The 16102-nt window shown below is 40.4% G+C and carries 17 protein-coding genes; 16 read left to right on the forward strand and 1 reads right to left on the reverse strand.

What is annotated here, in order from left to right; genetic code table 11:
• The first annotated feature begins 14 nt into the window (after window positions 1-14).
• Both V0410_RS01845 and V0410_RS01850 read left to right on the forward strand, forming a co-directional pair.
• Window positions 15-989, forward strand: coding sequence for a glycoside hydrolase family 43 protein (locus tag V0410_RS01845; RefSeq protein ID WP_330746084.1), 975 nt, complete (start codon window positions 15-17; stop codon window positions 987-989).
• Between the two features lie 27 nt (window positions 990-1016).
• Window positions 1017-3050, forward strand: coding sequence for an alpha-glucuronidase (locus V0410_RS01850; protein WP_330746085.1), 2034 nt, complete (start codon window positions 1017-1019; stop codon window positions 3048-3050).
• Between the two features lie 124 nt (window positions 3051-3174).
• On the opposite strand, the gene V0410_RS01855 is transcribed toward V0410_RS01850, so the two are convergent.
• On the reverse strand, window positions 3175-3771 hold the full coding sequence (locus tag V0410_RS01855; RefSeq protein ID WP_278353373.1) for a hypothetical protein: 597 nt from the start codon (window positions 3769-3771) through the stop codon (window positions 3175-3177).
• A 156-nt stretch (window positions 3772-3927) separates the two neighbouring features.
• Here V0410_RS01855 and V0410_RS01860 point away from each other — a divergent pair, with 156 nt between their 5' ends.
• The 14 genes from V0410_RS01860 to V0410_RS01925 all read left to right on the forward strand — a co-directional run bounded on the left by V0410_RS01860 (window position 3928) and on the right by V0410_RS01925 (window position 16085).
• Window positions 3928-4800 carry an AraC family transcriptional regulator gene (locus tag V0410_RS01860; RefSeq protein ID WP_330746086.1) on the forward strand — a complete coding sequence of 291 codons (873 nt, stop codon included), beginning with the start codon at window positions 3928-3930 and terminating at the stop codon, window positions 4798-4800.
• Window positions 4801-4967: 167 nt separating this feature from the next.
• Window positions 4968-6152: a galactokinase gene (gene galK / locus V0410_RS01865; protein WP_330746087.1), complete on the forward strand. Its 1185-nt coding sequence runs from the start codon at window positions 4968-4970 to the stop codon at window positions 6150-6152.
• Window positions 6136-7185: a UDP-glucose--hexose-1-phosphate uridylyltransferase gene (locus tag V0410_RS01870; protein WP_330746088.1), complete on the forward strand. Its 1050-nt coding sequence runs from the start codon at window positions 6136-6138 to the stop codon at window positions 7183-7185. The genes galK and V0410_RS01870 overlap by 17 nt, the downstream gene beginning before the upstream one ends.
• Window positions 7186-7262: 77 nt before the next feature.
• Window positions 7263-8063 (forward strand): Cof-type HAD-IIB family hydrolase, encoded by an 801-nt coding sequence (locus V0410_RS01875; RefSeq protein WP_330746089.1) that lies wholly within the window; start codon window positions 7263-7265, stop codon window positions 8061-8063.
• Window positions 8064-8103: 40 nt separating this feature from the next.
• Window positions 8104-8310 carry an ArsR family transcriptional regulator gene (locus tag V0410_RS01880; protein ID WP_330746090.1) on the forward strand — a complete coding sequence of 69 codons (207 nt, stop codon included), beginning with the start codon at window positions 8104-8106 and terminating at the stop codon, window positions 8308-8310.
• Window positions 8311-8619: 309 nt separating this feature from the next.
• Window positions 8620-9441: an alpha/beta fold hydrolase gene (locus tag V0410_RS01885; protein ID WP_330746091.1), complete on the forward strand. Its 822-nt coding sequence runs from the start codon at window positions 8620-8622 to the stop codon at window positions 9439-9441.
• A gap of 16 nt (window positions 9442-9457) precedes the next feature.
• Window positions 9458-9769 (forward strand): phosphoribosylpyrophosphate synthetase, encoded by a 312-nt coding sequence (locus tag V0410_RS01890; RefSeq protein ID WP_330746092.1) that lies wholly within the window; start codon window positions 9458-9460, stop codon window positions 9767-9769.
• 32 nt (window positions 9770-9801) lie between these two features.
• Window positions 9802-10434 (forward strand): hydrolase, encoded by a 633-nt coding sequence (locus V0410_RS01895; protein ID WP_330746093.1) that lies wholly within the window; start codon window positions 9802-9804, stop codon window positions 10432-10434.
• 19 nt (window positions 10435-10453) lie between these two features.
• Entirely contained in the window at window positions 10454-11842 is a 1389-nt protein-coding gene (locus tag V0410_RS01900; RefSeq protein WP_330746094.1) for an alginate export family protein, read from the forward strand.
• A gap of 20 nt (window positions 11843-11862) precedes the next feature.
• A complete protein-coding gene (locus V0410_RS01905) occupies window positions 11863-12606 on the forward strand; it encodes a M17 family peptidase N-terminal domain-containing protein (protein WP_330746095.1) in 744 nt (247 codons plus the stop codon).
• A gap of 6 nt (window positions 12607-12612) precedes the next feature.
• Window positions 12613-14502, forward strand: coding sequence for an amidohydrolase (locus tag V0410_RS01910; protein WP_330746096.1), 1890 nt, complete (start codon window positions 12613-12615; stop codon window positions 14500-14502).
• Between the two features lie 12 nt (window positions 14503-14514).
• Window positions 14515-14940, forward strand: coding sequence for a DoxX family protein (locus V0410_RS01915; RefSeq protein WP_330746097.1), 426 nt, complete (start codon window positions 14515-14517; stop codon window positions 14938-14940).
• 1 nt (window position 14941) lies between these two features.
• The gene (locus V0410_RS01920; protein WP_330746098.1) at window positions 14942-15415 is read left to right on the forward strand and encodes a Dps family protein; all 474 of its coding nucleotides are present in this window, start codon (window positions 14942-14944) and stop codon (window positions 15413-15415) included.
• A 4-nt stretch (window positions 15416-15419) separates the two neighbouring features.
• Window positions 15420-16085 carry a YoaK family protein gene (locus V0410_RS01925; protein ID WP_330746099.1) on the forward strand — a complete coding sequence of 222 codons (666 nt, stop codon included), beginning with the start codon at window positions 15420-15422 and terminating at the stop codon, window positions 16083-16085.
• The last annotated feature ends 17 nt before the right edge of the window (window positions 16086-16102 follow it).

Genomic DNA, 16102 nt, shown 5'->3' on the forward strand with positions numbered 1-16102 from the left:
AGAATTTTTACTTAATGAAAAAATCAAAATATTTATTCCCGGAAGATTATATGGCAGATCCTTCCGTTCACGTTTTTGAAGATAAAATCTATATCTATCCTTCTCACGACCGCGAAAGCGGAATTGAAGAAAACGATAACGGAGACCACTTCGATATGAATGATTACCATGTTTTCTCAATGGATGATGTGGACAGCGGAGAAATTAAAGATCATGGCGTGGTCCTTTCGGTAAAGGATATTCCATGGGCGGGAAGACAGCTTTGGGATTGCGATGTTGCCTTTAAAGACGGCAAATATTATATGTACTTTCCCCTAAAAGATCAGAATGATATTTTCAGAATCGGTGTTGCCGTGAGCGATAAACCTTACGGGCCTTTCATTCCTGAAAAACATCCGATGATGGGAAGTTACAGCATCGATCCCTGCATTTTTGAAGATAAAGGTAAATATTATATGTACTTCGGAGGAATCTGGGGTGGACAATTACAGCGTTACAGAGATAATAAAGCACTTGAATCTGCTGTAATTCCAGAAAATGATGAACCCGCAATCCATTCAAAAGTGGCTCTGCTGAGCGATGATATGCTTGAATTTGCGGAAGCTCCTAAAGACGTTGTCATCATTGATGAAAATGGAAAACCGCTGCTTCATGGTGATAAACACCGCTTTTTTGAAGCATCATGGATGCATCAGTACAATGGTAAGTACTATTTTTCATATTCTACAGGAGACACCCACCTGATTTGCTATGCAACCGGGGATAATCCTTACGGTCCGTTTACTTTTCAGGGAGAAATTCTTACTCCGGTGGTAGGTTGGACTACTCATCATAGTATTGTGGAATTCAAAGGGAAATGGTATCTGTTTTTCCATGATTCTGTTCCGAGTGGCGGTAAAACCTGGCTGAGAAGCATGAAAGTGATTGAACTGGAATACGATAACGAAGGCAAAATCAAAACGATTGAAGGTCTTGATGACCAGTCATAGCCATCTTTAATAATTTAAAATTTTTCAATGCGATATCTGAGACTCAATATTCTATTTTTTCTGATCATTCCGTTACTGGCCTTCGCGGAGGACGGAAGTCAGCTCTGGCTTCGGTTTCCTGCAAAAAACGGAATATCGGCAGATAAAATTATTTCCAAAGGGAACAGTCCCACACTGAACATTGCCAGAAAAGAGCTGAGCAGCCACTGGCAGGGGCAGGCGGTGGAACTTCGTACCGAAAACAAAGAGAAAAACCTGAAAGACGGCTACAAAATTGTTTCCACGCCTGAAAAAATTGTTATTTCTGCGGGGAAAGAAATAGGACTGTTGTATGGAGTTTATCATATTTTAAGATTACAGCAGACAAAAGCCGATCTGTCCCATTTAAATACGATTGAAAAACCTTCATATGATGTAAGGGTCCTGGATCATTGGGATAATCTGGACGGAAGCATTGAAAGAGGCTATGCCGGAAGATCACTTTGGAAATGGGAAGATTTACCCGGGAAAGTTTCGCCGCGTTATGAAGAATACGCAAGAGCCAATGCTTCTGTAGGAATCAATTCCGTTGTTTTGAATAATGTGAATGCATCGCCCAATATGCTTAGGGAAGACTATCTTAAAAAAGTAAGGGTTCTGGCCGATATTTTCAGACCTTATGGCATCAAGGTATATCTTTCCGTGAATTTTTCTTCACCTAAAGTGCTGGGCGGATTACAAAATTCAGATCCGTTGAATAAAGACGTACAAAAATGGTGGAAAGATAAAGCAGCTGAAATTTACAAGTTGATTCCCGATTTCGGCGGATTTTTGGTGAAGGCCAATTCCGAAGGGCAGCCGGGTCCTCAGGATTACGGAAGAACCCATGCAGACGGAGCCAATATGATGGCCGATGCCCTGAAACCTTACAACGGGATCGTGATGTGGAGAGCCTTTGTCTACAGTCCGAGCAAAGACGACAGAGCCAAACAGGCTTATCTTGAATTTGTTCCTCTGGACGGTAAATTCAGGGATAACGTGATTATTCAGATCAAAAACGGACCTGTTGATTTCCAGCCGCGTGAAGCGTTTAATCCACTTTTCGGAGCTTTAAGAAAAACTTCCGAAATGGTAGAGTTTCAGATCACCCAGGAATATCTGGGCTTTTCAAATCATCTTGTTTTTCTGGCTCCATTATTCAAGGAGACACTGGATAGCGACACCTATTCTGACGGCCAGGGATCCACGATTGCTAAAATTACAGACGGCACCTTAAGACCTGCAAAAATTTCAGCGATTTCAGCCGTTGCCAATATCGGGGAAGATACGAACTGGACAGGTCATCATTTTGCACAGGCCAACTGGTATGCATTTGGCAGATTAGCATGGAATCACGAACTGAGCTCAGAGCAGATTGCCGATGAATGGATAAAAATGACCTTCACAGACGATCAGAACTTCCTGAATCCGGTAAAAGAGATCATGCTTTCTTCCAGAGAAACCGCTGTGGATTATATGATGCCTTTAGGACTGCACCATATCTTTGCAGGAGGTCATCACTACGGCCCTGAACCGTGGGGAGATTATAAGGGCGGAAGACCGGACTGGTCACCTGTCTATTACCATCAGGCTGATGCTAAAGGGTTAGGTTTTGACAGGACAAAAACGGGAAGTAATGCTGTTTCACAGTATTTTCCGCCACTGAATGAAAGATATGGAAATATCTCAACCTGCCCGGAGAATCTTATTCTTTGGTTTCATCATGTTCCGTGGGATTATACAATGAAAGATGGAAAAACCCTATGGGATGAGCTGTGCTATACGTATGATTCAGGAGTAAAAAAAGTAAGGGATTATCAGAAAACCTGGGATAGAATGGAACCTTATATTGATGAACAGAGATTTGCCGATGTTCAGTCAAAACTCAGAATTCAATCTAAAGATGCGGTATGGTGGAAAGATGCCTGCCTGCTGTATTTCCAGACTTTTTCCAAAAAGCCGATACCGTATGATATCGAACGTCCTGTTCACGAACTGGAAGATCTGAAGAAGATTAAACTGAACATGGGCCATCACAATTAAAAAATGAGGCAGCTCTTTTTCTGTTAGGAAATGGAGCTGCCTCAAAACAATAAACTGTAAGTAAAATTTTAATCCAAAATAATTGGAATGATCGATAGGTCAATCTATCTGTATATATTCCGTTTTATCGGAGAGAAATTATCTTATTAAAAACATTTCCGTTTTCTTCAACCTGGATGATATACTGATCTGCTGTTTTAGGATCAAGATCAAAAGTGATATCCACCTTGCCGTCAGCATATTTTTTGTTCGAAGTATAATATGTTGTATTGGAAAGGTCATACACTGAAATGCTTACAGGTCCTTTTACATCAGACATGTGAAGCTTGGCCATATGCCCGGAAATCGTATATTCAGGCTTATGTACAGCGCTTACAGGTGTTTTTTCCACCTCCATTACATTATCAGCATTGATTTTAATCTTGTATTTTTCGATCTTCGCTTCTGATTCTGCTACCAGATAATACGTTCCCGGTGTAAAGCTCTGGAAATCATAAGTCTTCATCACATGATCTCCATCCGCAAGATTTTCGGAAAATAGTTCGTCATGTGCAGTGTTATAAACAAAAACAGAAACACTTTTAGCATTTGAAAGCTCAAAATTCAAGGTTTTGTCTTGTACGTTTCCAAAGGAAAGGGAAAAATCTCTGTCCTTACTCATTACATTTGCTGAAAACAATAAGGCTCCTGCAAAAAATACGGCTTTTAATAATGTGCTCATGGGTTAAGGCTTTTAGGATTAATACTGCAAAGCTATGGCAGCAATAGTTCTCAGGCTATAATTAAATTTTCATATTAATGTACTATATTAACCTTGTTTAATGATATTAATGTATTATTTGTTAATTTTGCATATGAAATTATTTGTATTTGGCCTATGAAACATGTAAATCCTTCTTTTGAGGCGGTAAGACCTACTATAGGAAGCAGTTTTACCAGCCTTAAATTTCTGACTAATGAGAATATAAAATCACATGTCTGGCATTATCATCCTGAGGTTGAGCTGATTTTTGTATGCAAAGGTTCCGGGAAAAGACAGATCGGAAGCAGTATCACTTATTTTTCAGAAGGAGATCTTGTACTGATAGGAAGCAATCTTCCGCATTGTGGGCTGACCAATGAAAGTACACATAATGAGTATGAAATGGTGATCCAGTTTAAACCTGATTTTTTAGGAGAACCGATCTGGAATATTCCGGAGATGCAAAGGATTTCTGCACTGCTTGAAAAGTCAAAAGCAGGAATCGTATTCGGGGAAGAAGTGAAGAAAACAATCGGGAAAGAGATTACGGAGATGCATGATGCTTCCTCCCTCGACAAGCTGTGCAGATTTCTGAAAATATTGGATGAACTGTCTGTGACTCAGGATTACAGGATTTTAAATGCAGGAAAATATTACCTTCAGACACAGGTTGAAGACAATGAAAGAATCAATCTTATATTCAATTATGTTAAAGATCATTTCAAAGAAGCCATAACCCTTGAAGAAGTGGCTGATCTTGCCAATATGAAAGTACCGTCTTTTTGCCGGTATTTTAAAAAAATTACCAATAAAACCTTTACACAGTTTGTTAACGAATACAGAATTACCCATGCCCTCAAACTTTTGGCAGAACAACCTTTGAGCATTACGGAAGTCTGCTTTGAATCAGGGTTTAATAACTTCAGTTATTTTAACAGAACTTTTAAAGAATATATCCAAAAAAGTCCTTCTCAATACCGTAAAGAATTTAATTACTTCATGGAGTAATTGATAAGCTGATCTAAAATTTTTGTAAAGCATTATGATGTATTAAAATATAAGTGTATATTTAACACTTATAAGTAATATTTTTAAGAAGTATAAATTTCTCTGTTATAAATTCAGTAGTTTTATACTTGAGATCCCCAGGATCTGTTTGATCAGATAAGATTGATATGCATGAAAAGTTAATCAACCCAACCCTAGAAAAGTTTAGAGCCGAATTCAGAGAAGAGCCTGAACATATTTTCCTTTCTCCCGGCAGAATTAATATTATCGGCGAGCATGTAGACTATAGCGATGGATTTGTACTTCCTGCTGCCATAGATAAATACATCTGTTTTGCTGTCCGTAAACTCCCTCAGACAAACCTTTGTACCATCATAGCCAAGGATCTCGGAGAAGAATATACATTTGATGTCACAGCGGAGATAAAACCGGTACGGCAAATGTGGGCAAACTATATTCTGGGCGTTTTCAGTCAGCTGCAGAAACCCGAAAATCAATTTTGCGGAATGGAAATTGTTTTCAGTAGCACCATTCCGATGGGATCCGGGCTTTCCTCTTCGGCAGCTCTTGAATGCGGTTTTGCCTATATCCTTAATGAACTTTTTGATCTTCATCTCACCAAAAAAGAAATCGCGGTGATCGGGCAAAAATCCGAACATACTTTTGCAGGAGTTCAGTGCGGAATTATGGATCAGTTTGCCTCCGTTTTCGGTAAGGAAAATCAAGTGATTATGCTCGACTGTCATTCCCTGGAACATCAATATTTTGATGCTGACCTCAAGGGATACAGCCTTTTGCTTTTCGACAGCTGCGTGAAGCATACTCATTTGACATCCGGCTATAATGAAAGACGCAAAGATGTTGAGCATGGTAAAAAAGTTTTATGGAAAAATTTTCCGGAAATCGAAAAATTCCGGGACTTTACGTTGGCAATGCTTGATCATGTAAGAGAAGAAATGGGAAGTATCTCATATAAAAGATGCCTCTATATTCTGAAAGAAATCCAAAGAGTGGAAATGGCATCAAAAGCTATTTCAGAAGGGAATATTGAATACCTGGGAAGACTTCTTACGGAAACCCACACTGGGCTGTCCACTGAATTTGAGGTCAGTTGCGATGAACTTGATTTTTTGGTTGAAAACACATTGCAGCAGGAAGGTGTGCTGGGAGCAAGAATGATGGGAGGAGGCTTTGGTGGCTGCAGTATCAACCTGATTCAGGAAGATAAAGCTGAAGAAGTGATTAAAAATATCAGTAAAAAATATCTGGAAAGTTTTAATATCCAAATGAAAGTTTATCAGGTTAAAATTTCAGACGGGATAAAAGAATACACCAATGAATACATTATTTGACCCTAAAAAACATCCCCACAGAAGATACAATCCTCTTTTGGATGAATGGATACTCGTTTCCCCACAACGGGCAAACAGGCCATGGCAGGGGCAGAGAGAAGAAACAGTAGCAGAAAACCGTCCTGAATATGACCCGCACTGCTATCTCTGTTCAGGAAATATACGTGCCAACGGAGACCGCAACCCTGAATATAAAGGAACTTATGTCTTTAACAATGATTTTGGAGCATTGCTGAATGAAGAAGTTGATTTTTCTGAACAACAGTCTGTATTTTTTACCCTTCTTCCGGAACGCGGCATCAACAGGGTCGTTTGTTTTTCTGAAAATCATAGCCTTACCTTACCGGAAATGTCTGTGGAACACATCAAAAATGTAGTGGATGTATGGCAGGAACAATTCAATGAGCTGGCCGCTCTCGACCATATCAATTATGTTCAGATTTTTGAAAATAAAGGAAGCATCATGGGGTGCAGCAACCCTCATCCGCACGGTCAGATATGGGCGCAGTCGTCCATTCCGGCAATGGTTCAGAAAACCCAGAATCAGCTGAAATCGTATTTTGAAAAGAATAAAAGAACATTACTGGAAGACTATCTGGAACAGGAAATCACGGCTGGTGAGCGCATTGTCACAGAAAATGAACACTTTGCCGCATTGGTTCCGTTTTGGGCGTCGTGGCCTTACGAAACAATGATTATCAGCAAACAGAAAAGAGAAAATATTGCGGAATTTTCTGAAGCGGAAAAAAAATCTTTTGCTGCTGTCCTCAAGGATCTGACCACAATATATGACAACCTTTTTGAAACGTCATTTCCTTATTCTGCGGGAATTCACCAATCTCCGACAGATGGTAAAGAACATCCGGAATGGCATTTTCATATGCACTTTTATCCGCCGCTGCTCAGAAGTGCGGAAGTTAAAAAATTTATGGTAGGATACGAAATGCTGGCAGAGCCTCAGCGGGACATCACCCCGGAACAGAGTGCCGCAATATTAAGAAACCTTCCCACCATTCATTATAAGAAAAAATAATAAAATCAATATCTTTGAAAAGAATAAGCGAATTATGATTCTGCAATATACAGAATATCGTTTTTCCCAATAAAATTATGGAAGAGATTAAATTAATTGTGACGGACATGGATGGAACGTTTCTCAACTCCAGCCATGAAATGAGCCCCGAGTTTTCAGAAGTTTATAAAGAACTGAAAAAAAGAAATATTGTATTTGTGCCGGCAAGCGGAAGACAGATGCCGGGAATTACCCATTATTTCGGAGAAATAGAAAGTGAGATCGGTTTTATTGCTGAAAACGGAGGCTATGTCATCTATAAAGATCAGGAACTTTTTGCCGATACACTGGAATACAAATATATCGTTGAAATTATTAAAGCGGTCCGTGAAATACCGGGTGCCAAAGCCGTATTATCAGCCAAAAAGATGGCATATTACGAAACTGATGATCAGCAGTTTGTGGATTTTTTCTCAAAATATTACACCGAAAATATGAAAAAGGATGATCTTACAGAAAGAATTGATGATACCGCCTTCAAAATAGCAGTATACCATCCGGATGGCTCGGAAAAATATCTTTATCCTGCCCTTAAAAGGTTTGAGGAATTCGGACTGGAAATAGTGGTTTCAGGAGCGCATTGGCTGGATGTTATGAATAAGGACATCAATAAAGGAAATGCTCTGAAAATCCTTCAGAAATCGTTGGGAATCTCACCTGAAAATACGATGGCTTTCGGAGACTATATGAACGATATAGAAATGCTTAAGAATGCCAAATATTCTTACGCTATGCAAAATGCACATCCCAATGTAAAACAGGTAGCCAATTTTGAAGCATGCACCAATGACAGCTTCGGAGTTCTGAAAACGATTAAGGATTATCTGCATTTGAATTAGTACATCGATATAACACCAATTAAACTAATAAACTAATAATATGAATACATCAACCGGCAGAAAGCCAGCCAAAACATGCTATGAGCATATCGGCGGAAAACTGGGACAGCTTCTTTTAGAACAATTCGTTGAGAAAGGCTGGATTGCCAAAGAAAATCCCGCAGACCGTAATTATTATATTACAGAGAAAGGAAAGGAAGAATTTACAAAACTGGGGCTTGATCTGTCACAAATAAAGGCAGAATAACGGCTCATCATAACTTTCAAGTATTACAAATAGTATATATTTAAAAATCAGACCTGAGTCTGATTTTTTTTGTTTTTAATCGTATGTAAGCATGAATTTTAGGTTTGTACCGCATGTTTTTGGATGTTTTATATGCTTACATTTCTATGTTTTTTATATAAATAGTAATAGGTGAATCATAATACTACGATATTTCGTAGTATTATTTACTGGTTGTTTTTAATAATGTATTGAAAATCAATTGATTTATTGTTTTGGGTTGTTTTTTGGCATTATGCTCATAAGTTTAATTCAAAAAATATTACAACAATGAGCACATTAACATTAAAAGACGGAACAGAAATTTTTTACAAAGATCAGGGGCAAGGCCCGGTATTAATGTTTCACCACGGATGGCCTTTATCGTCTGACGATTGGGATGCACAGGTGATTTTCTTTTTACAGAAAGGCTACAGAGTAGTTACCCACGACAGAAGAGGCCACGGGCGTTCCAGCCAGAATATTTACAACCATACAATTGAACAATACGCTTCTGATGCTGCAGAACTGGTTGAATTTTTAGATCTGAAAGATGTTGTACACATCGGGCATTCAACAGGCGGTGGTGAAGTGATCCGTTATGTAAATAAATACTCGAATGGAAGAGCTAAGAAAGCGGTTCTGATCAGTGCCATTCCACCGGTAATGGTGAAAAGTGAGAACAATCCTGACGGCGTTCCTATGGAAGTTTTCGACAATATCAGGGAACAGACGATGAACAACAGAAATCAGTTTTATTATGATCTGACTTTCCCTTTCTATGGCTACAACAGAGAAGGTGCCGATGTGAAAGATGGGGTACAGAGAAACTGGTGGAGACAGGGATTGATGGGAGGAATTGTTGCTCATTATGATGGGATCAAAGCCTTTTCAGAAACAGATTTAACTGAAGATTTAAAAGCTGTTGACATTCCGGTATTGGTTCTTCACGGTGAGGATGACCAGATTGTACCGATTGAAAATTCAGCGATAAAATCAGCCAAATTACTGAAGAACGGAAAACTGATTACCTATCCGGGATTCCCTCACGGTATGCCGACTACAGAGTATCCAACCATCAACAAAGATATTTTAGCTTTTATCACAGAATAATCAGCATTTTTTACCAATGAATACGATACAGCCAGCTTTTGATACGTTGACTGAGGCCGTTCAGTGGCTTAATCAAAAAGGATATACAGAAGATTTTAACCTTAAAAATGATTGCATCAGGCTCAATAATTTTCTTGATGTCTCTCCGGAAGACTTTAAAATACGATATACATTCCGCTTTGAAGGAGATACCGATCAGGGAGATGAGGAAGTAGTCTACGGCATCGCTTCCGACAAGTATTCTGTAAAAGGCATCCTGACGAGCGCTTACGGAATCTACGCCGATACTGTAAGTACAGAACTCATCAGAAAACTATCATCCAATTAATGTAACCCCAATTATTTAATAAAATAAACTTTATGAAACCATCATCAAAACTCCTTTCCCCTGAAAATCATGCACTGGTACTGATTGATTTCGAAGGACAAATGGCATTTGCCACCAAAAGTATCTCCATGAATGAGCTGCGTAATAACGTTGCGGTACTGTGTGGTGCTTCTAAAATATTTAATGTTCCGACCATCGTCACCACAGTTGCTGAACAAAGTTTTTCAGGTCCCGTTTTCCCTGAAATTGAGGAAGCATTTCCTATGGCAACCTCAGGATATATCGACAGAACAACGATGAATACATGGGAAGATGAAGCTGCATATAAAGCTATTACAGGAACTCAGAAGCAAAAACTGGTTTTCGCAGGGCTTTGGACAGGTGTATGTATCGTAGGGCCGGCTTTATCTGCACTTGAGGAAGGCTATGACGTGTATGTCATTACCGACGCCTGTGGTGATGTAAGCGATGAAGCGCACGAAAGAGCGGTACAGAGAATGATCCATTCAGGAGTAAAGCCCATGACTTCCATTCAGTATATCCTGGAACTTCAGAGAGACTGGGCACGCCAGGAAACCTATGGTCCTGTAACTGACCTTATGAAAAAATACGGAAGTTCTTACGGATTAGGGATCCACTATGCTCACCATATGCTGAATCACTAAAATCCATATACCATTTTCAATGTTGAAATCTGCACCTTCAATACTGTTTTTAAAAGCTTTTTTCATAACAGTTCTTTTATGTTCTGAAACTTTATCGTCCCAGAGCTTTAAACTTCTGCGGTATGATGAAAATTATGAATATCTGAAAGATTCCACCAAAAGCTTTTATGATAAAATTAAATATCTCCCTCTCAATGAAAAGAAAGATATCTATCTCTCATTGGGTGGCGAGGCAAGGTATGAATATGTGGATTTCAACAATGAAGATTGGGGAAGGCTTAACATAGGACACAACGACTTTTTCCTGCAGCGCTATGACCTTCATGCAGACTGGCATTTCGGGAAAAACTTCAGAATATTTTCACAGATCAGAAGTGCTTTGCAAAACGGAAGAAAAAACGGTTCAAGAGGCATTGATGAAGACCAGCTGAGTATTCAGAATCTCTTTCTGGATGCAGGTTTGGTGAATAAGGAAGATCAGAAGCTGATAGTGAGACTGGGAAGACAGGAGCTGGACTATGGTTCCGGCAGATTAATTTCTGTAAGGGAAGGGCCGAATGCAAGGCTGTCTTTTACAGGAGCTAAAATCATGTATTCCTATAAAAATGTTTCCGTAGATGCTTTTGCAATGATGGCAGACTCTGTCAAGACTGGCGTTTTTGATAATACCCTTTCAAAGCAGCTTAATCTTTGGGGGCTTTATTCCAAAATCATTATTCCTGAAGCGGGGAATCTGGATCTGTATTATCTCGGAATCCGTAGAGACGAATCTGTTTTTGAAGCCGGAACAGCAAGAGAAAAGCGCCACACAGTTGGTGGAAGACTCTGGAAATATGGCGGCGGATTTATCTATAACCTGGAAGCGGCCTATCAGTTCGGACGTTTTGGAAACGAAAAGATCAGTGCCTGGACGGGATCTGTAGATATCGGTTATCTCTTTGAAAACCTTACATTCAAGCCAAGCATCAATCTGAGAAACGACTATATATCAGGAGATCATTCTAAAAATGACGGCAAGCTCAATACATTTAATCCTTTATATCCGAAAGGAGGGTATTTCGGCTTCAGCCCGCAGGTGGGACCCGTCAATTTAATTGATATTCACCCATATATGACTCTTGATCTGACGTCTCAACTCAAAATGCAGATGGATGTTGTCTTCAACTGGCGATATTCCCTGAATGATGGTGTATACAGACCAAGCGGAGCATTGAACCGTCCCGGAAGCAGCTCAGATAAAATGTATATCGGAACGGCTTATTTAACCAGCTTTACCTATAATTTCAACAAACATTTCTCTTTGGTGAGCGGACTTCAGTATTTCCACAAAGGGTCTTTTATTGAAGATATCATTCAGGATGCCAAAAGCGGTGTTTTCTGGAATATCAGGCTGGGATTCAAATTTTAATCATTACTAAATCATTTATTATGCAAAATTCAATTTCAAAATACATCAATTGGTCAAAAACAATCTTTACAGTATTGGTGTTGGTAACTGCGGGAACCCACTTCGTTTCAGCACAGGCTGCCGCAGAAAAAACAACAGTCGGAACCTCAAAAACATGGGGAACTGTTGACGGAATTTCTGTTGTAGGGCTGGTTCAGGGGCCTTCTGCCGCCAAAGCAGATTTACAGATCGCCTGTGTTTTCGAGTATACGGAAGGAGATATTTTCAATCCACCGGCGCTTCCCAAAGAACTGAACGGAATGGTTCATCTGGATGAGGCACTCAAAGGAATTATTACAGAAGTCCGTAAAAAAGGACAGTTCAAAGGACATGCTTTGGAAACCTTATTAATTAATCCTCCGAAGGGAAGCCTTGCTTCCGGGAAACTGCTGTTGATCGGCCTGGGGAACAGAAACTCTTTCGATGCTGAATTGATGAAAGAAGTAGGAAGTGTTGCGATGAGAGAAGCTTTGAAACTGCAGGTACATACCGTATCCTTTGCCAGCGATATCAAAGATGCAGGAATTGATTCTCCGACAGCTCTGGTGGCAGAAAATATGGTCTTGGGCGCCTTTGACGCCTATCGTGCCCAGTCTTATTTAAATACTCAGCATTTATCCGATAAAATGAAATTAAAAAAACTGATTCTGCTGGCCGGGCCGTCTTTTTTCACGGTTGCCGGAGGAGGAATTCAGGATGCTATTTCGAAGTTGAACACCAAATAATTAAAGATGAAAGCAGATCTTATCATATACAACGGAAAAATCCACACTTTCAATAAAGAAACTCCGGAAGTTTCTGCAGTGGCCGTTAAAGACGGGAAAATTATCGCGGTTGGAAATGACGGACTGGCAGACCAGTTCGCAGATGAGGCCACAAAACTGATTGATCTTAAAAAGAAAAGAGTGGTGCCGGGAATCAATGATTCTCACATCCATTTGATTCGTGGCGGATTGAATTATAACCTGGAGTTAAGATGGGACGGCGTTCCCTCACTGGCCGATGCGCTCAGAATGTTAAAAGACCAGGTAGACCGTACACCTTCCCCGCAATGGGTACGTGTTGTGGGAGGATGGTCAGAATTCCAGTTTGCAGAAAGAAGGATGCCTACTTTGGAGGAAATTAATGCCATTGCTCCGGAAACACCTGTTTTTATCCTGCATTTATACGATAGGGCCTTAATGAACAGAGCCGCATTGAAAGCGGTGGGATTTACCAAAGACACCCCGGCTCCGGCAGGCGGACATATTGAAAGAGATGCTAACGGTGAACCCACAGGGCTGATTATTGCTACACCTAATGCCATGATCCTATATTCAACATTAGCACAAGGCCCGAAGCTTTCCTACGAGCACCAGCTGAATTCTACCAGACATTTTATGACAGAACTGAACCGCTTCGGAATTACCAGCGTCATTGATGCCGGCGGAGGATTCCAGAATTTTCCGGACGATTATCAGGTGGTGAACGAACTGAATGAGAAAAAACAGCTTACGGTAAGGATTGCTTATAATCTTTTTACACAGAAACCCAAGCATGAATTTGAAGATTTCAGCGATTGGATCGACACGGTAAAATTATATCAGGGCGATGACATGTACCGCCACAACGGGGCAGGAGAGATGCTTGTATTTTCGGCAGCCGATTTTGAAGATTTTCTTCAGCCAAGACCGGATCTGCCTGAAAACATGGAAGCAGATCTTGAAAAAGTAGTCCGTTTACTGGTAGAAAACCGCTGGCCATTCAGGCTTCACGCAACTTATAATGAAAGCATCACCCGTTTTTTAAATGTTTTTGAAAAAGTAAACTGCGATATTCCCTTCAATGGTCTTCCATGGATTTTTGATCATGCAGAAACCATTGATGAAAAAAATATTGAAAGAGTGAAAATGCTTGGCGGCGGAATCGCCATCCAGAGCAGAATGGCTTACCAGGGAGAATATTTTGCAGACCGTTATGGTTCCGAAGCCGCAGAAAGTACACCACCCGTAAAAAAAATGCTGGAAATGGGAGTTCCTGTAGGCGGAGGTTCGGATGCCACCAGAGTAAGCAGCTACAATCCGTGGGTTTCCATGTATTGGCTGACCGCAGGTAAAACTGTTGGCGGACTTCAATTATACCACGAAACAAAGCTGGACAGATCAACCGCACTGGAGCTGTACACAAAAGGCAGCGCATGGTTCTCTCAGGAACAGCAGAAAAAAGGCGATATCAGAGTAGGAATGTTTGCTGATCTGGCGGTCCTTGATCAGGATTATTTCACGGTTGATGATGAAGAGATCAAAAATATTGAAGCGGAAATGACCATTGTAGACGGGAAAATAGTCTATGCCAAAGGAACATTCTCATCCTATGCACCACCATCTATCCCTGTGATTCCGGATTGGTCTCCAACGAATCTTTATAACGGATATTACCCTGCAGGCGGACATTTTCAGAAAGAAATTGAGAAAAATGCAAAACAGGATCTAAAAGCTCCTTTAGCTTCACAAATTCATAGCTGTGCAGGAAGCTGCGATATCCATCATCATAACCATAACCAGGCAAGAATGAGCAATGTGCCCGTTAATAATTACCACACATTCTGGGGAGCTTTAGGCTGTTCGTGCTTTGCTTTTTAACTATCAATACATATGGAAATTTTAAAACAGATCCTTTCATCAGATTTAGGTTCACCATTCAATGATGCTTCATTCCTGGTTTTCCGGGTACTCTTTGCGATTCAATTGTTCAGAGTGCATGGTTTAAAGAAATTCAGGCTGGAAAACGGACAAAGGGAAGTCATTCCAAATCCTCTGGGATTGCCTGATCAACTCAATGCCATAGTCGCTTCATTTGCTGATCTGGTGGTTCCGTTTCTGATTATTTTAGGATTGGGAACCAGGCTTGCCGTTTTACCGACCATCGGGGTAACGGCTGTCGGATATTTTGTGGTTCACAGAAAAGATTCACTGGAAGTACGGGACGTTCCTTTTATGTACACCCTTTCCCTGTTACTGATTCTTGCCTTGGGAGCAGGAAGATATTCACTTGATTATTACTTATTAAATATTTTATAAAATGAAAACTTCAATCGGAATTAAAAGCGAAAATTTAGCAAAAGTTGCTGAAGTACTGGTTACCACTTTAGCAGATGAATTTGTATTGTACACCAAAACAAGAAAAGCCCATTGGAATGTGGAGGGACCGGACTTTTACAATAAACACCTGTTTTTTGAAGCACAATACGGACAACTGGACGACATCATCGATGATCTGGCTGAAAGAATCAGGACGCTGGGGCATTACGCTCCGGCTACTTTAAGGGAATATCTTGCATTAACCCATTTGTCTGAGCATCACCTGGAATCGAACGACAGTTTGACTTACATCAGAGCGCTTCTTTCCGACCACGAAAGCATCATCATTCATCTTCGTGAAAATATTGAAAATTTCGCTGCTGAATTCCGTGATTCAGGGACAAGCGATTATATCACAGGATTACTGGAAACCCATGAGAAAATGGCCTGGATGCTCCGTTCACATTTAAAATAGAAAAATGGAAGTAAAACATAATATCGGCTTTGTCACCTTACTGTTAACCATGATTGCCGGATATTGCGATACCGTGACTTTTGTATCGGCAGATGCCCTTTTTTCGGCGCATGTTACAGGGAACTTTATTGTCTTTGCCTATCAGTTTGTGAAGGGATCGGATATTCATGCGTGGGTAAAGCTGCTTACGTTTCCGGTCTTTATTCTTGCGGTTATGACAGGAGGGAGGATTGCCGGGAAAGTCATCAATCATTATACGCTGCTATTCTGGGAAGGAGCACTGCTTTTGTCGGCCGGAATGATTGTTGCCGTTTTCAGTTACTACGGAATGTTTTCAGAAGTCGTGATGTATACTGTGGCTATGATTACCGTTTTTGCAATGGGGCTTCAGAATGCTTTCGGAAAACTCTATGCAAAGGAAACCCATGGCCCGACTACCATGATGACAGGAAATGTAACCCAGGCTTCCCTGGATTTCGGAACGCTTCTGTCAAGTGGCTTTCACCACCCTGAAGCATGGACAAGCCTGAAGAAACAGCTGATTACCATTCTTGGATTTCTGGTTGGTTGTTTTTTAGGGGCTTATGCAGGAAAACAATATGGGCTGGTAACACTGATTTTACCCGGACTGGCAATGATTATCTGCTATTTTTACCACCGTAAAAACTAGCACAGGACTATGGCAGA

It is taken from the genome of Chryseobacterium sp. CP-77, assembly GCF_036362765.1.
GTDB lineage: Bacteria > Bacteroidota > Bacteroidia > Flavobacteriales > Weeksellaceae > Chryseobacterium > Chryseobacterium cupriresistens.